Raw genomic sequence first — 17951 nt, forward strand, 5'->3', positions numbered from 1 at the left:
AAAACGAATGAACACCAAAGCCCGTAAGGTCATGATTATTGGCACCGGCAATGTCGGTGCGTCTGCCGCCTATGCGCTGCTTAATCAGAATATTTGTGAAGAGCTGATTCTGGTGGATCTGAACCGCGACCGCGTGGAAGGCCATGCCCAGGATTTAGCCGATGCCGCCGCTTACATGCCCGGCATGATGACCATCTCCACCCGCGAAGCCCGCGACTGTGCCGATGTGGATATCGCGGTGATCACCGTCTCCGGCGGCGCGCTGCAACCGGGCCAGACCCGGCTCGATGAATTAACCAGCACCGCGAAAATCGTTAAACACATCGTGCCGGAGATGATGGCGAACGGTTTTAACGGCATTTTCCTCGTCGCCACTAATCCCTGCGACATCATTACCTGGCAGGTGTGGACACTCTCCGGGCTGCCGCGCAATCAGGTGATCGGCACCGGGGTGTGGCTCGATACCACCCGCCTGCGGCGCACGCTGGCACAGGCGCTGGATATTGGCGCGCAAAGCATTGACGCTTTTATCCTTGGCGAGCACGGCGACACCCAGTTTCCGGTGTGGTCGCACTCATCGGTTTATGGCTCGCCGATTGCCGAGGTGTATCGGCGCAAAACGGGTGAAATACTGGACTGCGACACGCTGGCAGAGAAAGTACGCCGTCAGGGGTTTGAGATCTATGCCCGCAAAGGCTGTACCGAATATGGCATCGCCGGAACCATTGCCGAGATCTGCCGCAACATCTTTACCGGCAGCCACCGGGCGCTGGCGATCTCCTGCATTCTGGATGGCGAGTATGGCGTAAACAATGTGGCGATAGGCGTGCCTGCGGTGCTGGCGCAAAGCGGCGTTCAGCAAATCATCGAACTGCAACTGGCAGACGATGAACTGGCGCGTTTTCGCCACTCGGCGCAGGTGATCGCCAGTAATATCGCCCGCCTGCCGTAACAGTGCGCCGGTTAAACTGTTAACCGGCGTGACACTGTCACACTCAGAGTCCGTTTAACAGGACTTTGCCGATCAGATAGGTGGTCGCCTGGCCGCCTATCAACACCCGGTCACCGCGCCATTCGCAGCGTAACTCCCCGCCACGGGCAGAAACCTGCCGCGCCTGCATATGGGTTTTACCGAGCTTCTCGCCCCAGTAAGGGATAAGCATGGTATGCGTCGAGCCGGTGACCGGATCTTCCGCCACCGCTTCGCCGGGGCAGAAAAAGCGGCTGACAAAATCGTGTTGATCGCCGCGGGCGGTAATGCACACCATTTTGCCCAGCGCGGTCATCGCCGGGATATCCGGCTGCACGGCTTCAACCTGCTGCTGGCTTTGCAGCACCACCATATAATCCCGCGCCGCCCGGACCTCAATCGCCTGATCGATGCCGAGCGTCCGGAAAAGCAGCGCCGGGGGTTCGCTTACCGGTTCGGTGCTCCACGCCGGGAAGTCGAGCGTCAGCCAGTCGCCATTACGTGACACGGTCAACGGGCCGACAAAACGGGTGGAAAAGTTGATTTCGGTATACGGGTAATCGAGATATTCAAAAATGACGTGCGCGGCAGCAAGCGTGGCGTGCCCGCAGAGGTTGATTTCGTGCTGCGTGGTAAACCAGCGCAGTTCGAAACCATCATCCTGACGCACAAAAAACGCGGTTTCGGACTGATTATGCTGTTGCGCCATTTTCAGTAAGGTTTCATCCGGCAGCCATTGCACCAGTGGGCAGACCGCCGCCGCGTTGCCGCCAAACGTCCGGTCACTGAACGCATCCACCATGTAAAAATCAATTTCCTGCATTTTCATCCCCTAAAAATTAACCCGGCATTCACCATGACATAACAGAAGAAAACGCGCAGTAAAATTATCAAAAACAAGCGTTTCGCCTCCCTGAGCGGCAGAATCAAAATGAGAGCCACGTCACAAAATGGTTGTCTGTTAACCAGTAAAGGGACTACCATTCCCGTCTCACCTTTCCGACAATCCAGATACTTTTATGACAACGAACACAGCTTCACGCAAAGTGGCGTGGCTACGGGTGGTCACGCTCGCCATTGCAGCCTTTATTTTTAATACCACCGAATTTGTGCCGGTGGGTCTGCTCTCGGATATCGCCCAAAGTTTTGACATGGAAACCGCGCAGGTGGGCATTATGCTGACCATCTATGCGTGGGTCGTGGCGCTGCTGTCGCTGCCGTTTATGCTGCTCACCAGCCAGGTCGAGCGCCGCAAACTGCTGATCGCCCTGTTCGTGCTGTTTATTGCCAGCCACGTGCTCTCTTTCCTGGCGTGGAACTTCACCGTGCTGATCGTCAGCCGTATCGGGATTGCTTTTGCGCACGCGATTTTCTGGTCGATCACCGCTTCACTCGCCATCCGTTTAGCCCCGGCGGGCAAACGCGCCCAGGCATTAAGCCTGCTGGCAACCGGCACGGCGCTGGCGATGGTGTTAGGTCTGCCGATTGGCCGCATCGTCGGGCAATATTTTGGCTGGCGCACCACTTTCTTTATTATCGGTTTTGGCGCACTGGTTACCCTGCTGTGCCTGATGAAACTGCTGCCGAAACTGCCAAGCGAGCATTCCGGTTCGCTGAAAAGTCTGCCGGTGCTGTTCCGCCGTCCGGCGCTGATGTGCATTTATGTGCTCACCGTGGTGGTGGTCACCGCGCATTACACCGCTTACAGCTACATCGAGCCGTTTGTGCAGAACGTTGCCGGGTTCAGCGCGGGCTTCGCCACGGTGTTGCTGCTGATTTTGGGCGGCGCGGGCATTATTGGCAGCCTGCTGTTTGGCAAACTGGGTAACGTTCACGCGTCTACGCTGGTCAGCGGCGCGATTGCGCTGCTCGCCGTGTGCCTGGTCCTGATGCTGCCTCTCTCTCACAGCGAAACGCAACTGGCGGTGATGAGCGTTTTCTGGGGCGTGGCGATCATGATTATCGGCCTCGGGATGCAGGTGAAGGTGCTGTCGCTGGCCCCGGACGCCACCGACGTGGCGATGTCGCTGTTCTCAGGGATTTTCAATCTTGGGATCGGCGCGGGCGCACTGGTGGGCAACCAGGTGAGCCTGCATCTGTCGATGAGTCATATCGGCTATGTGGGCGCGATACCGGCGCTGGTGGCGCTGGTGTGGTCAGTGGTGATTTTCCGCCGCTGGCCAACGGTGCTGGAAGAACAGACTTCTGCGTGAGGTTCCACCCTCACCTGAAGGGAAAACAACACCCTCACCCCGGCCCTCTCCCTTAGGGAGAGGGAGAAAGGCGGGTCCGTGCACAATCTGTCCCCTCTCCCTCAGGGAGAGGGTGAAAGACAAACCCGCACTCAGGATGTCAGGGGGCGGGGTACGTATGAATAATCTCCAGAACCCCGTTAATAATAAACTGCACCCCCATACACACCAGCAGAAATCCCATCAGTCGTGAGATCGCCTCGATACCGCCCTTGCCCACCAGCCGCATAATGGCCCCGGAACTGCGCAGGCTGACCCACAAAATCACCGACACCGCTGCAAAAATCAGTACTGGTGCAATCAGGATCACCCAGCCGGGGAACTCAGTGCTGTGGCGGATTGTGGACGCGGAACTGATGATCATCGCAATCGTCCCCGGCCCGGCCGTGCTCGGCATCGCCAGCGGCACAAACGCGATATTGGCGTCAGGCTCATCTTCCAGCTCTTCGGTTTTCGACTTCACCTCCGGTGCTTCATGCGGTTTTTGCGGCGGGAACAGCATCCGGAAACCAATAAACGCCACGATCAGCCCACCCGCAATACGCAGACCGGGAATAGAAATCCCGAAGGTATTCATCACCAGTTGCCCGGCGTAGTACGCCACCATCATGATGACGAACACATAAAATGAGGCCATCAGCGCCTGTCGGTTGCGCTGCGCCCGGTTCATATTGCCCGCCAGCGCAAGGAACAGCGCGACGGTGGTTAACGGGTTCGCCAGCGGGAGTAAAACCACCAGCCCTAAGCCTATCGCTCTGAATAAATCCATCATGGGAATGACACTCCTGTGCTCAATTAACGATCGGTCAAGTATATCCGTATTCAGAGACCTCATACACACGCCCTGATAACGCACGGAAATTACAGGGTTTATTTATCGCCACTGACCAACAGGTGAACCGTTTTAGCAAATCGTGGCATTCGGCGATTCATTCAGTTGACTTATACTTGCCCCGGCAATAATATCTGCCGTGACTAACTACTTGCCGGGGCAACCATCATGAAAAGCACAGATGACTTGTTTAACGAAATCATCCCGCTTGGCCGTCTTATTCATATGGTTAACCAGAAAAAAGATCGCCTGCTTAACGATTACCTTTCGCCGCTGGATATCACCGCGACGCAGTTTAAGGTGATCTGCTCTATCCGTTGCGCGCAGTGCATTACGCCGGTGGAGCTGAAAAAAGTGCTGTCGGTCGATCTGGGGGCCCTGACCCGCATGCTGGACAGACTGGTATGCAAAGGCTGGATCGAACGCCGTCCTAATCCACACGACAAGCGCGGCGTGCTGATCCAGTTGACAGAAGACGGCGCGGCGCTGTGCGAGCGCGGCCATCAATTAGTAGGACAAGACCTGCACCAGGAACTAACAAAAAACTTAACGGCAGACGAAGTGGCATCTCTTGAGTATTTACTCAAAAAAGTGCTGCCGTAAACGAAGAAGAGGTAAGACGATGTCCAGACGCAATAATGACACCATCACTATTCATAGCATTTTGAACTGGATTGAAGATAACCTGGAATCACCGCTGTCGCTGGAAAAGGTCTCCGAGCGCTCAGGTTATTCGAAGTGGCACCTGCAACGGATGTTTAAAAAAGAGACGGGCCATTCATTAGGCCAGTACATTCGCAGTCGCAAACTGACCGAGATTGCGCAGAAGCTCAAGCACAGCAATGAGCCGATCCTGTATCTCGCAGAACGCTATGGATTTGAATCCCAGCAGACGCTGACCCGCACGTTCAAGAACTACTTTGACGTGCCGCCACATAAATACCGCATCACCAATATGCACGGTGAAACCCGGTATCTGCTGCCCCTGAACCACTAATTAACATTACCGCTTGATCCCCTAAATAATTCAGGTTGCAGGAAGGCGGCAACTGAGTGAGTCCCCGGGAGCTTACAATAGTAAGTGACAGGGGTGAGCGAAAGCAGCCAACGCATCTGCAAACTGAAGTATGACGGGGAAAGACGTATTGAGGAATCTATGAAACTTACAGCCTCCGCCGCCCTCACCCTTCTGGTGCTGGTCTCCGGCCAGAGTTTTGCGGAGCAAACCGGTCATCCCGCCGCAGGAAGTAGCCGTGACGCGATGATTATGCCTTCCGCCCATGACCAGTCGCCTTTCGACTTCAATCACATGGGGTCAGGGAGTGACAAATCCGACGAATTAGGCGTGCCCTATTACAATCAGCACGGCTAATTTGCTTAGCCCCGCAGACGCGGGGCTTTTTTTATCTTGCCGGTACCGCCCGGCGCAGACGCAAACCAAACACGTTGATATAGAGCCCGGCCATGATCATCGCCGCGCCGACCAGTTGTACCAGAGTCAGCGTTTCACCGAGCAACAGCGCCGCACTTCCCATTCCCACCACCGGCACCAGCAATGACAGCGGAGCCACGCGCCAGGTTTCATAGCGCCCGAGCAGCGTTCCCCAGATGCCGTAGCCCACGATAGTGGCGACGAACGCCAGATACAGCAGCGAAAACACGGTGACCAGGTCGATACCGACCAGGCTTTGCAGCATGACCGCCGGGCCATCGAGGATCAGCGACGCCAGCATAAACGGCACAATGGGGATCAGCGCACTCCACACCACCAGCGACATCACCGACGGGCGCACTGGCAGCTGCATAATTTTTTTGTTGAAGATATTGCCGCAGGCCCAGCTAAAGGCCGCGGCCAGCGTGAGTAAAAAGCCGAGCAGCGCGACGTGCTGACCATTGAGGCTGGATTCAGCCAGTACCAGCACCCCGAACACGGCCAGCGTGATCCCGATAAGCTGCTTGCCCTGCAAACGCTCGCCAAACATCACCGCCCCGAGAATGATGGTAAAGAATGCCTGCGCCTGAAGCACCAGTGACGCCAGACCTGCGGGCATACCAAAGTTAATCGCGCAAAACAGAAAGGCAAACTGGCCAAAACTGATGGTCAGACCATAACCCAGCAGCAGGCGCATTGGGATTTTGGGTCGCGCGACCACCAGAATGGCCGGGAACGCCACCAGCACAAAACGTAATCCCGCCAGCATCAGCGGCGGCATATTGTGCAGGCCAAGTTTTATCACCACAAAATTGAGTCCCCAAACCACTACAACCAGCATCGCCAGCAGCCCATCTTTACGCGTCATCATCGCCTCGAAAGATTAAATTTTTGTAAACAAGTTACGTTAACGTAAAAAAACGTACAGAGACAGATCATTAATTTGGGTAGGTCAGTTTTGGCATTTACGGACACCTCGCTGTCTATACAGGCCCCTTTTTGCATGTTATTGCTGATAGACATCACAAAAAACGATAACACGCACTGTCGGGCAGAAAATGATCACAGCACAAACGCGTTCCACCCTTGCACTTTTAGCCTCCTCGCTCCTGTTAACCATCGGTCGCGGCGCAACGCTGCCCTTTATGACGATTTACCTCAATCGCCAGTACGGCATGGCGGTGGATGAGGTCGGTTATGCCATGACCCTGGCGCTGACCATCGGCGTTTTTTTCAGTCTCGGCTTTGGCATTCTGGCCGATAAATTCGATAAGAAACGCTATATGCTGCTGGCGATCGCCGTCTTCATCGGCGGGTTTAGCGCCATTCCGTTAAGTCACACAGCCGTGCTTGTGGTGATCCTGTTTGCGCTGATCAACTGTGCCTACTCGGTCTTCTCAACGGTGCTGAAAGCCTACTTTTCCGACACGCTTTCCCCGTCGGCGAAGGCCAAAATTTTCTCTATTAACTACAGCATCCTGAACGTCGGCTGGACGATTGGCCCGCCGCTCGGCACCCTGCTGGTGATGTACAGCGTCAATCTCCCGTTCTGGCTCGCCGCCGTCTGCGCCGCCTTCCCGCTGGTGTTTATTCAGCTTTATGTGCAGCGCGTGAATAGCAGCGTGACTCAGGAAGAGGTGGTGGCCTGGCGACCGTCACTGCTTTTACGCGACCGGGCGCTGTGCTGGTTTACGCTCTCCGGGTTTCTGGCCTCGTTTGTCGCCGGATCCTTTGCCTCATGTCTTTCCCAGTACGCGATGACCGTTGCCAGCAATGGCTTTGCCGAAAAGGTCGTTGCCGTGGTGCTGTCGGTTAACGCCGCGATGGTCGTCAGCCTGCAATATCTGGTCGGCCGCAAATTGTGCGCCGCCAATATTCGCCCCATGATGGCCGTGGGAACCGTCTGTTTCGTGATTGGCCTGGCGGGTTTTATGTTCTCCGGCGATAACCTCTGGCTGTGGGGCCTTTCTTCTGCGGTCTTTACTGTGGGGGAAATCATTTATGCGCCAGGCGAATACATGCTGATCGACAACATCGCCCCGCCGGGCATGAAAGCGAGCTACTTCTCCGCACAGGCGCTCGGCTGGCTCGGTGCCGCGATGAACCCACTCGCCACCGGGATTATCCTGACCACGCTCCCCGGCTGGACGCTGTTTGTAATTATGATGGCGATTATTGTGCTGGCGTGGCTGTTTATGCTGCGCGGGATGCAGGTGAAGCCCCGCTGTGAGGTGACGGGGGCGGCGGTGTGAGGGGGTTTTTATGGGCACCCTCACCCTAACCCTCTCCCTTAGGGAGAGGGAACTGATCGAGCGCGGACCGGGCCTTCCCCCTCTCCCCAGGAACGAGCACGGACTGGGTCTTTCTCCCTCTCCCTCAGGGAGAGGGCCGGGGTGAGGGTGTTACCACACCTGTTCCGCAATCGCCGTCACCAGGCGCACTTTCTCCCACTGCTCGGCCTCGCTCAGCGCATTGCCCTCTTCCGTAGACGCAAATCCGCACTGCGGGCTCAGGCAAATCTGGCTCAGATCCACATACTTCGCGGCTTCCTGCAGGCGGGCTTTGATCCCTTCCGGGTTTTCCAGTTCGCCGTTTTTGGTGGTGATCAGTCCCAGCACCACCTGCTGTTTGCCCGGACGCACAAAGCGCAGTGGCGCAAAGTCGCCGGAGCGGTCGTTGTCATACTCCAGGAAGAACGCATCCACATTGACCGTGCCGAACAGCACCTCGGCCACCGGCTCGTAGCCGCCTTCAGAAATCCAGGTTGAGCGGAAATTCCCGCGGCAGACGTGCAGCCCGATGGTCAGATCGTCGGGTTTGCCTTCCAGCGCTTTGTTAATTACGCGGGCATAAATGCGGGCCAGTTCGTCCGGGTTGTCGCCGCGCTCAATAATCTGGCGTCGCTGGTCGTCAGAGCACAGATAGGCCCAGACGGTATCGTCAAGTTGCAGGTAACGGCAGCCCGCATCATAAAATGCGCGGATCGCGTCGCGCCAGGTGATCGCCAGATCGTCAAAATAGACATCCAGATCCGGGTACACGGTGGCATCAATATCTTTACGCCCGCCACGGAAGTGCAGCACGCTCGGGCTGGGAATGGTCATTTTCGGCTGGGCATCGCCGCTGATGCTTTGCAGGAAACGGAAATCTTCTAACATCGGATGGTTGCCGAAACCCAGTTTGCCGGTGACGCGCACGCCGTGAGCTTTGGTCTGCACGCCGTTAAACTGGATGCCTTTGTCGGAGTCGTAGCGCTCCACGCCCTCTAAGCCGTCAAAGAAATCAAAGTGCCACCAGGCGCGGCGGAACTCACCGTCGGTAACCACATGCAGGCCGCAGGCACACTGCTGCTCCACGACATGACGGATCGCGTCATCCTCGACCGCACGCAGCGCTTTGGCATCAATTTCGCCGCGGGCGAACTGGATACGAGCCTGCTTAATGGCATCCGGGCGTAAGAAACTGCCGACGACATCGGCGCGGTACGGGGCGTGCTGCTGCATGGTTCTCTCCTTGCCGCCGGGAAAGGTAATCACCCGGCGTGATAGTTCATCATTTGAATTTTTAGCCTTCTGGATGGCTAAATGTCTAAAAAAGATGTCATACCTGCCGGGCTTTGGCAATAGAGAAAAATTCACCTTACGTGAAAATTATTCATGCAGAAGGCGATTCGGCCTCACTAGTAGCAAATTCATAACCCTCATCTTCCCAGCCGGTAATGCCGCCGGGCATGATTTTTACCGCGCGTCCCAGTTGCGCGAGCTTCACCGCCGCGCGGTCGGCTCCATTACAGTGCGGCCCGGCGCAATAGACCACAAACAGCGTGTCAGCGGGCCATTCCTGCATTCGCGCTTCCGTGATTTGCGCGTGACGCAGGTGCACGGCACCCGGCACATGACGACGGGAAAATGCCGCCTCGCTGCCGACCACGTGCAGTAACACAAAATCCTGCTCCTCGCGGGTCATGGCGTAATGCACATCGGCGCAGTCGGTTTCAAGACGGAGTTTGCGGGAAAAATGGTTCAGGGCTTCTTCAGCGGCGGCAGCCGGGATCTCAGTAACAACGCTCATGGTGCTTCCTCTTCGTTTGTGATAACACTATGTTAACGAATCAATTCCCGCGCCACCGCCCGCCGGTCTGCCAGAAAACGCCAGGATAATGACAATGTCGCACCCTTCCCCTCAACCGCTGGTCGTTGCGCTCGCTTACGACGGTTTATGCACCTTTGAGTTTGGCGTCGCCGTGGAGATTTTCGGCCTGCCGCGCCCCGAACTGGGCGAGCGCTGGTATCGCTTCGCGGTGGCGGCGGTGGATGAGGGAGAATTACGCGCGACGGGCGGGATCCGCATCATGACCGATGGCGGTCTGGATCTGCTCAACAGCGCCGACATCATTATTATTCCCGGCTGGCGTGGCGTGGATACCTCGGTGCCGGAGGCGTTATGCCAGGCGCTGGCGGCGGCACATGCGCGCGGCTGCCGGGTGATGTCGATCTGTTCGGGGGTATTTGTGCTGGCCGCATCGGGGTTGCTCAATGGCCGCCGGGCGACGACACACTGGCGCTATACGCCGGTACTGCGCGAGCGTTTCCCGGCCATCACCGTGCTGGAAGACGCGCTTTATTATGATGAAGGGACGATTTTAACTTCCGCAGGCAGCGCGGCGGGTATCGATCTCTGCCTGCACGTGGTGCAGCAGGATTACGGTACGGAAGTGGCTAATAAGGTGGCGCGGCGGCTGGTGGTGCAGCCCCATCGTGACGGCTCGCAAACCCAGCATCTGGCGCGGCCGGTGGCTCGTCCGCGTGAAAGCAAACAGCTTGGGCAGGTGTTTGATTTCCTGCACCTTAATCTCAGCGGCAATCACACGGTCGCCCTGCTCGCCGCCAAAGCTGGCATGAGCCCCCGCACGTTTTTACGCCGCTTTGAGGAAGCCACCGGCACCACGCCTGCGCGCTGGATCCTCAGTGAACGCCTCTTACGCGCCAAAGACTTTCTTGCCCACTCCACACTACACATTGAAACCATTGCCGGGCAGACCGGCTTTGGCAGCGCGTCCTCGTTGCGCCATCATTTTCGCCAGCAATTCAGCGAAACGCCCATGGCGTACCGCAAACGCTGTTTTACCGCTGAACGACAGGCATAAAAAAACCGCCAGCGGGGGCTGGCGGCAAATGCTTGCATGGATAGATTCATTTTTGCTCTGTACGCAACTCCCGGACAGCGTGGCCGGGAGCTACGGATCACAATTAACTTATCAGAGCCTGTCTCAATAAAGGCTAAACGAGCTGAACTTATACGGCAGCGGAGGGGGTAAGCAGTTGGCAGAAGACGATATATCCTTTAGCGTCATACCGATATGTTAGGGTAGTTCTTCCACCTCACTGGCTGGAGCCATTATCTCTAATATCAGGTTTCTCTGCCCTGTCTGCAAAGGGAAGACGTTTTGGTTTTCACACTATAACCCCGCTAAGAATCATCCACATGGCGCATTATGCGCGACCTGTGGAACACGGTTGACGGTTGAGGCGTGCATACCGAAAATGCCAATTCCCTCCCGGATAAACACGTAATGAATATCATACTAAGCCTTTGCAATATGCAAAGGCTTCCAACCCCTCGCTTAAGAATCAACTCAATCCAGTAAACTATTTTGTGCACGGCGTATATGCCGTGACGGAATATATAAGAACTTTTTCTTCAGTCGTGATAAAATCTTAATACGACGCAGCATAATAATTTCAGACCGCAATTATCACTTCAGACAAAGGATGGTCAATGAAGTTTCTGACAATAATCGTTCTGCTCTGCATCATTGCATGGTATGTATTGTGTGAAATCTGGTGCTGGCATCCGCTATAAACACCTGCTCCCACTATAAATAAGGATTATTTATGTCAACCTTCTCTTATATCGCGATCCCCTTTTTTCTTGTGGCGTTAGTCATGTTAATTTTAGCGATTCGCCAGCGAAAATTACCTTTCCTTATTGTCGGTGGGGTATTTATGGCTTCCTCAGTCGTCAATGCGGTTATCGGGCTTTCGCTATAACGAAAGCCCGCCCGAATTTACTGACTTAATCCCCGGTTTTTCAGCATCGGTTCAATGCGTGGATCGTGCCCGCGCCACGCCTGATAAAGCGCTTTGAGATCTGTACTGTTGCCCCGTGAAAGGATCGCATCACGAAAACGCCTGCCGTTTTCCGCCGTTAATCCACCCTGCTCCACAAACCACTGGTAGCCGTCGTCAGCGAGCATTTGCGTCCACAGATAGGCGTAATAACCTGCGGCATAACCCCCACCAAAAATATGCGCGAAATAACTGCTGCGATAGCGTGGCGGCACGGCATCCAGGTTAAGATTTTCCTGCTCTAAGGCCAGCATTTCAAAGGCATCAACGTCAGAAATATCCGCATCAGCATCCAGCGCATGCCAGTTCATATCCAGCAATGCTGCGCTCAGTAATTCCGTCATCTCAAAGCCTTTATTAAACAGCGCCGCGCTGAACATTTTTTCACGCAGCGCGTCGGGCATTGCTTCGCCCGTCTGATAATGGCGGGCAAAACGTGTAAAGACCTCAGGATGACTCGCCCAGTGCTCATTGATTTGCGACGGGAATTCAACAAAGTCGCGCGGCGTATTGGTTCCTGAAAGTGTGGCGTAGCGCTGGGCGGCAAACAGTCCGTGCAGCGTGTGGCCAAATTCATGGAACAGGGTGATGACATCATCCCAGGAAATTAACGCGGGCTGACCGGCCACGGGCTTTTGATAATTACAGACGTTATAAATAACCGGACGGGTATTTTGCAGGGTGGACTGCTCAACAAAATTACCCATCCATGCTCCGCCGCTTTTTGAATCGCGGGCAAAGAAGTCGCCATAAAATAACGCCATCCCCGTGCCGTCGGCGTCGAATATTTCCCAGACGCGAACATCCGGGTGATAAACCGGAATATCGAAGCGCTCAATAAAGCGCAGGCCAAAAAGCTGGCTCGCCGTCCAGAATACCCCTTCGGTTAATACGGTATTGAGCGCGAAAAAAGGTTTTAGCTGATGCTCATCAATAGCGTAATTTGCCCGGCGCACCTGTTCGGCATAATAGGCCCAGTCCCAGGCTTTTGCGGTAAATCCTCCCGCCTGCTCATCAATGACCTGCTGAATCGCCTTTAATTCGTTAGTCACGCGCTCACGGGCGGCGGGAACAATACCGCGCATAAAGGATAATGCCGCCTGTGGCGTGTGCGCCATCTGGTCTGCGATCTTCCACGACGCATAATCGGCAAAGCCGAGCAGCTTCGCCTGACGAGCGCGGATCTGGCTCAGACGCAGGACAAGCGCGCGGGTGTCGTGTTCATCACCGTGGCTGGTGCGCAACACGCTGGCGGTAAACAGGCGCTCCCGCGTGTCGCGGTTGTGAAGCGACGCCAGCAGCGGCTGCTGCGTGGTGTTAAGCAGCGGGATCAGCCACCCTTCAACGCCTCTCTCCTCTGCCGCCGCCCGCGCCTGGGCGATCTCTGCGTCACTGAGGCCATCAAGCTGGCTGACGTCGTTAACAATCAGGCTACTGGCTTTTCCGGCGCTCAACAGGCGCTGATAAAACTGACTGGAGAGGGCCGCCGCTTCGGTATTCAGCGCTTTTAAAGCCTCTTTATCTGCCGCCGGGAGTTTTGCGCCCGCCAGAATAAAGCGCTGGTGGATCACCTCAAGCAGGCGGAGAGATTCTTCATCCAGCCCCGCCGCCTCACGGCTGGCCCATACCGCGTCAATGCGCGCAAACAGCGCATCATTGAGGTAAATATCATTCGCCAGTTCAGCCAGCTCGGTGGAGAAGGCTTCATCCAGCGATTGCAGATAATCATTGGTATGCGCGGAGGTCATGGCGAAAAAGACGCTGGTGACGCGCGACAACATCTGCCCGGAGAGCTCCAGCGCTTCAATGGTATTGCTAAAATCCGGCGCGGCGGACTGGCTGGCAATCGCCGTAATGTCCGCCCGCTTTTGCCGCACGGCTTCATCAAACGCAGGCCGGTAGTGGCTGTCGTGCAGGGTATCAAAGCGAGGTGCCAGATAAGGCAGAGTGCTCTGCTCAAAAAGAGGATTATCAATCGACATGTTTCACTCCTGAAAACGGGTATCCTGGTTACAGTAGGCAGTGGCGCGGCCTGACGCAATGCTTTCCGCACCCGCAATTCCCTCACCCACTGCGCCATTCTTTGCCACACTTAATGTTCGTGCAGTATGCGTTGCCCTGAAGCCGCAACGCATACTATGCTATGACCACACAAAAAGCTTTAAGGAACAGACAGATGATTATTTTAGTGACCGGGGCAACGGCGGGTTTTGGCGAAGGCATCACGCGCCGCTTTGTGGAAAATGGACATAAAGTGATCGCCACCGGGCGTCGCAAGGAGCGCCTGGATGCGCTGAAAGACGATCTGGGAGACAGCGTGCTGACTCTGCAACTGGATGTGCGTAATCGCGCCGCTATCGAAGAAGCGCTGGCCAGCTTGCCTGCGGAATGGCGTGAGATTGACATTCTGGTGAACAACGCCGGTCTGGCGCTGGGTCTGGAACCAGCTCAGCGAGCGAATCTCGACGACTGGGAAACGATGATCGACACCAATAACAAAGGGCTGATTTACATGACCCGCGCGGTGCTGCCGGGCATGGTTGAGCGTAACCGCGGCCATATCATTAACATCGGTTCGACGGCGGGAAGCTGGCCTTACGCGGGCGGCAACGTGTACGGCGCGACCAAAGCGTTTGTGCAGCAGTTCAGCCTGAACCTGCGTACCGATCTGCACGGCACCGCGGTGCGCGTGACCAATATCGAACCGGGCCTGGTCGGTGGCACTGAATTCTCCAACGTGCGTTTCAAAGGCGATGACGATAAAGCCGGGAAAACCTACGAGAATACCACGGCCCTGACGCCGGAAGACGTTACCGAAGCGGTTTGGTGGGTGGCAACGCTGCCGAAGCACGTCAACATCAATACCCTGGAAATGATGCCTGTCAGCCAGAGTTTTGCCGGGCTTAGCGTTCATCGCGGTTAAATTCCCCACCCGGCCTGCGGGCCGGGTCTGTGATGCGCAGCAAATAGATGGTATGGTAGACGCGTTAACCGTCTAAAAAGTAAGAACGAATGGCCGCCGAAACGCAACTCAATCCCACACAGCCCGTCAACCAGCAAATTTACCGCATTCTTCGTCGGGATATCGTGCATTGCCTGATCCCGCCAGGTACGCCGCTTTCGGAAAAAGAGGTGTCAGTGCGTTTCGATGTGTCGCGTCAGCCGGTACGCGAGGCCTTTATCAAACTGGCTGAAAACGGGCTGATTCAGATCCGTCCCCAGCGCGGCAGCTATGTGAATAAAATTTCCATGTTGCAGGTGCGCAACGGCTGTTTCGTGCGTCAGGCCATTGAGTGCGCCGTCGCCCGCCGAGCCGCCGCCATGATCGATGACAGCCAGATCTGGCAGCTTGAGCAAAACCTGCATCAACAGCGCATTGCCATCGATCGCAAACAGCTCAATGATTTTTTCCAGTTAGATGATGAATTTCATCAGAAGCTGGCGCAGATTGCCGATTGCCAGCTGGCGTGGGACACCATCGAAAACATCAAAGCGACTATCGACCGCGTGCGCTACATGAGTCTGGATCACGTCTCGCCGCCGGAAAAACTGCTTCGTCAGCATATGGATATTTTCAGCGCGCTGGAAAACCGCGACGCCGATAGCGTTGATCGTGCCATGACCATGCATTTGCAGGAGATTGGTGAATCCGTGCAGCTTATCCGCCAGGAAAACCGCGAGTGGTTTACGGAAGAGTGATCCGCTGACCGATAAAAAAGCCCGATCGGATCAGCGACCGGGCTTCACATCATCACTCAATACGGTTTTTGACAATAAAGAAGTAGCACAGCGCGCCGGTAAAGGTCACGCAGGCTGCAATCACCAGCGCCAGGTTAAAGGAGTGCGTGGTGTCCACCACCCAGCCGGTAACGATGGGTGCGAAGGAAGCAAACACAAAGCTGCCGAAATTCTGGATCCCCGCCACCGACGCAACTTTCGACTCCGCCACCATTACCTGAATCAATCCCCACGCAGACGTGCCCGCAAAATGTACGCAGAACAGTGCCATGGAAATAAAGGCTACCGCCTGGGTCGGGGTGGTCGATTGCACCACCAGCAGCGTGCCCAGCGCCGAGAGTACAAGCCCCGTTACAATGCAGGTTTTGCGCGTTTTCGCCAGGTCATAGCCCTTTTTGGCCAACCTGTCGACAATCACCCCGTTGGTCCACATCCCCACCGCGGCGGCGAGAAACGGGATAGCGGCAACCCAGCCGGTTTTGGCGAGACTAAAGCCCTGCTCTGCCTGTAAATAGCCCGGCAGCCAGGCGATATAGAGCCAGCCCGTGTAGTTGACGCCCGAAAAGCCGAGGATCATCCCCCAGGTGGTGCGATGTCTGAACAGCGCGGCCCATTCACCAAACGTCAGTTTAGGCCGCGGCGTGACAGGTGCCGCAAGATACGCCCTCTCCTCGTCGGTTAACGCAAACTGCGCCCGGTTGCGGTACCACGCGTACCAGCACACCCCCACCAGGATCCCCGCCAGCCCTATCACCACAAACATGATCCGCCAGCCCCAGGCGATTTGCATCATCACCAGCGCAGGCGGCGCAATGGCCTGGCCCAGTACGGTGGAAGAGTTAAAAATCCCCAGTGCTGTCCCGCGCTCTTTTTGCACGTACCAGTCGGTTATCGACTTGACGCCCGCGGGCATGAAGGGCGCTTCACCGATACCCAGGCCGATTCGCAGCAGGATAAAGTGACTAAACGAATGAATAAGCCCGGTCATCGCCTGCATCAGTGACCAGAAGATAAGCCCGGCACCGAGCACAATTCGCGGCCCGAAGCGATCGAGTAATATGCCGGAGGGAAGCTGCGCAAACCCGTAAGAGAGTGAGAATGCGGAAAGCAGCACGCCGAATTCGGTCGCCGACAGCCCCAGTTCTCCACGAATCGCTTCGCCCGCCACGCTTAAGGATGAGCGGTCGAGAAAATTCACAATCCCCGCAATAAATAACAGCACCAGTGTGACCGTCTGGATTCGCCCGATGCGCGACGGTTTTACCGTGACCTGATTGCCTTTTATTTCAACGTCCATTCCAGGTTCCTTCATGATTGTCGTTGTTTATTAACGCAGTATTGATAAGCCGATAAAGACAGGACACCCTGTGCTTACCAGTTCCAGAGCGTGCCATCTTCCAGTCGTGCGACCGGTAAATACGCCGGATCGTAGGGGTATTTCGCCGCCAGTTTTTCGTCAAACTCAATGCCCAGTCCCGGCTTGTTGCCCGGATGCATATAGCCGTTATCAAACGTCCAGTTGTGCGGGAACACTTCCAGCATCTGTTCGGAGTAGCCCATGTATTCCTGCACGCCGAAGTTCGGCACCCACAGGTCAAAGTGCAGCGCGGCCGCGTGGCAGATCGGCGACAGGTCAGACGGACCGTGAGAGCCGGTGCGCACCTGATACAGCGAGGCAAAATCCGCAATGCGGCGCATCCCGGTGATACCCCCCGCATGGGTGATGGTGGTGCGGATATAGTCGATTAACTGCTCTTCGATCAGCTGCTTGCAGTCCCAGATGCTGTTGAACACTTCACCCACCGCAATCGGCGTGACGGTGTGCTGACGGATCAGGCGGAAGCACTCCTGGTTTTCGGCAGGCGTCGGATCTTCCATCCAGAACAGACGGTAATCCTCAATGCTTTTCCCGAAGCGCGCGGCTTCAATCGGCGTCAGGCGGTGGTGCATGTCGTGCAGCAGGTGCTCGTTAAAGCCGAATTTTTCACGCACGGCGTCGAACAGTTTCGGCGTGAAGTCGAGGTATTTTTCGGTGGACCAGAGCTGCTCTTCCGGCCACTGGCCTTTGGTCGCCGGTTCGTAAGCCAGGCCCTTACCTTTGGACATACCGTAGGTGGTTTCCATGCCCGGCACGCCGCACTGCACGCGGATCGCTTTAAAGCCCATCTCTTTATGGCGGGCGTAATCTTCCAGTACGTCGTCAATGGTGCGGCCGGTGGTGTGGCAGTACACCATCACGCCCTCGCGGGACGCACCGCCAAGTAACTGATACAGCGGCATGTTTGCCGCTTTCGCCTTGATATCCCACAGCGCCATATCCACAGCGGAAATCGCCGACATGGTGACCGGGCCGCGACGCCAGTACGCGCCCTTGTAGAAGAACTGCCAGATGTCCTCGATGCGGTGCGCGTCTCGCCCCACCAGCTGCGGGCAGAGATGATCTTTTAAATAGGAGGCGACAGACAGCTCGCGCCCGTTGAGGGTGGCGTCACCCAGCCCGGTGATCCCGTCTTCGGTGGTAATTTTCATGGTGACGAAATTACGCCCCGGACAGGTCACAAATACTTCAGCACTGACAATCTTCATCATGTTTCCTTAC

General features: G+C 56.0%; 18 protein-coding genes. 10 read left to right on the plus strand and 8 right to left on the minus strand.

Translation table 11 applies throughout. The annotated features are described in order from the left end of the window. The first annotated feature begins 7 nt into the window (after positions 1-7). Positions 8-952, plus strand: a complete 945-nt coding sequence (locus BM373_RS09875) for an L-lactate dehydrogenase (RefSeq protein WP_090461268.1) — start codon at positions 8-10, stop codon at positions 950-952. 43 nt (positions 953-995) lie between these two features. On the opposite strand, the gene BM373_RS09880 is transcribed toward BM373_RS09875, so the two are convergent. Next, positions 996-1793 (minus strand): PhzF family phenazine biosynthesis protein, encoded by a 798-nt coding sequence (locus tag BM373_RS09880; protein ID WP_090461608.1) that lies wholly within the window; start codon positions 1791-1793, stop codon positions 996-998. A gap of 196 nt (positions 1794-1989) precedes the next feature. Here BM373_RS09880 and BM373_RS09885 point away from each other — a divergent pair, with 196 nt between their 5' ends. Next, entirely contained in the window at positions 1990-3183 is a 1194-nt protein-coding gene (locus tag BM373_RS09885; RefSeq protein WP_090461269.1) for a sugar transporter, read from the plus strand. A gap of 139 nt (positions 3184-3322) precedes the next feature. Here the strand turns inward: BM373_RS09885 and BM373_RS09890 are convergent, their stop codons facing one another. Then, entirely contained in the window at positions 3323-3994 is a 672-nt protein-coding gene (locus BM373_RS09890; RefSeq protein WP_090461270.1) for a MarC family NAAT transporter, read from the minus strand. 228 nt (positions 3995-4222) lie between these two features. On the opposite strand from BM373_RS09890, the gene marR reads away from it, so the two are divergent. The 3 genes from marR (at position 4223) to marB (ending at position 5426) form a co-directional block, all read left to right on the plus strand. Continuing rightward, positions 4223-4657 (plus strand): multiple antibiotic resistance transcriptional regulator MarR, encoded by a 435-nt coding sequence (gene marR / locus BM373_RS09895; protein ID WP_090461271.1) that lies wholly within the window; start codon positions 4223-4225, stop codon positions 4655-4657. A 19-nt stretch (positions 4658-4676) separates the two neighbouring features. Next, positions 4677-5051 carry an MDR efflux pump AcrAB transcriptional activator MarA gene (gene marA, locus BM373_RS09900; protein WP_143102644.1) on the plus strand — a complete coding sequence of 125 codons (375 nt, stop codon included), beginning with the start codon at positions 4677-4679 and terminating at the stop codon, positions 5049-5051. 159 nt (positions 5052-5210) lie between these two features. Further along, positions 5211-5426: a multiple antibiotic resistance protein MarB gene (gene marB, locus BM373_RS09910; protein WP_090461274.1), complete on the plus strand. Its 216-nt coding sequence runs from the start codon at positions 5211-5213 to the stop codon at positions 5424-5426. A 31-nt stretch (positions 5427-5457) separates the two neighbouring features. On the opposite strand, the gene eamA is transcribed toward marB, so the two are convergent. Next, entirely contained in the window at positions 5458-6354 is an 897-nt protein-coding gene (gene eamA, locus BM373_RS09915) for an O-acetylserine/cysteine exporter (protein WP_090461275.1), read from the minus strand. A gap of 190 nt (positions 6355-6544) precedes the next feature. Here eamA and ydeE point away from each other — a divergent pair, with 190 nt between their 5' ends. Next, complete coding sequence (ydeE, locus tag BM373_RS09920; protein ID WP_090461276.1) at positions 6545-7738, plus strand: efflux MFS transporter YdeE; 1194 nt, start codon at positions 6545-6547, stop codon at positions 7736-7738. Between the two features lie 150 nt (positions 7739-7888). Here the strand turns inward: ydeE and BM373_RS09925 are convergent, their stop codons facing one another. Both BM373_RS09925 and BM373_RS09930 read right to left on the minus strand, forming a co-directional pair. Further along, positions 7889-8989, minus strand: a complete 1101-nt coding sequence (locus BM373_RS09925) for a cobalamin-independent methionine synthase II family protein (RefSeq protein WP_090461277.1) — start codon at positions 8987-8989, stop codon at positions 7889-7891. Between the two features lie 151 nt (positions 8990-9140). Beyond that, the gene (locus BM373_RS09930) at positions 9141-9557 is read right to left on the minus strand and encodes a rhodanese-like domain-containing protein (protein WP_090461278.1); all 417 of its coding nucleotides are present in this window, start codon (positions 9555-9557) and stop codon (positions 9141-9143) included. A gap of 67 nt (positions 9558-9624) precedes the next feature. Here BM373_RS09930 and ftrA point away from each other — a divergent pair, with 67 nt between their 5' ends. Both ftrA and BM373_RS21605 read left to right on the plus strand, forming a co-directional pair. Next, positions 9625-10632: a transcriptional regulator FtrA gene (ftrA, locus tag BM373_RS09935; RefSeq protein WP_090461279.1), complete on the plus strand. Its 1008-nt coding sequence runs from the start codon at positions 9625-9627 to the stop codon at positions 10630-10632. A gap of 748 nt (positions 10633-11380) precedes the next feature. Further along, positions 11381-11536 (plus strand): hypothetical protein, encoded by a 156-nt coding sequence (locus tag BM373_RS21605; protein WP_177220139.1) that lies wholly within the window; start codon positions 11381-11383, stop codon positions 11534-11536. Between the two features lie 17 nt (positions 11537-11553). Here BM373_RS21605 and dcp read toward each other — a convergent pair whose 3' ends face one another. After that, complete coding sequence (gene dcp / locus BM373_RS09940; protein WP_090461280.1) at positions 11554-13596, minus strand: peptidyl-dipeptidase Dcp; 2043 nt, start codon at positions 13594-13596, stop codon at positions 11554-11556. Between the two features lie 194 nt (positions 13597-13790). On the opposite strand from dcp, the gene ydfG reads away from it, so the two are divergent. Both ydfG and BM373_RS09950 read left to right on the plus strand, forming a co-directional pair. Beyond that, complete coding sequence (gene ydfG / locus BM373_RS09945) at positions 13791-14537, plus strand: bifunctional NADP-dependent 3-hydroxy acid dehydrogenase/3-hydroxypropionate dehydrogenase YdfG (protein ID WP_090461281.1); 747 nt, start codon at positions 13791-13793, stop codon at positions 14535-14537. Positions 14538-14626: 89 nt separating this feature from the next. After that, complete coding sequence (locus tag BM373_RS09950; protein WP_090461282.1) at positions 14627-15313, plus strand: GntR family transcriptional regulator; 687 nt, start codon at positions 14627-14629, stop codon at positions 15311-15313. Positions 15314-15365: 52 nt separating this feature from the next. On the opposite strand, the gene BM373_RS09955 is transcribed toward BM373_RS09950, so the two are convergent. Both BM373_RS09955 and rspA read right to left on the minus strand, forming a co-directional pair. Continuing rightward, the gene (locus BM373_RS09955) at positions 15366-16649 is read right to left on the minus strand and encodes an MFS transporter (RefSeq protein ID WP_090461283.1); all 1284 of its coding nucleotides are present in this window, start codon (positions 16647-16649) and stop codon (positions 15366-15368) included. A gap of 74 nt (positions 16650-16723) precedes the next feature. Further along, positions 16724-17938: a starvation-sensing protein RspA gene (gene rspA, locus BM373_RS09960; RefSeq protein WP_090461284.1), complete on the minus strand. Its 1215-nt coding sequence runs from the start codon at positions 17936-17938 to the stop codon at positions 16724-16726. Positions 17939-17951: the final 13 nt, after the last annotated feature.

This window comes from Enterobacter sp. kpr-6 (assembly GCF_900116015.1).
In the GTDB taxonomy this organism is placed as follows: Bacteria; Pseudomonadota; Gammaproteobacteria; order Enterobacterales; family Enterobacteriaceae; genus Enterobacter_D.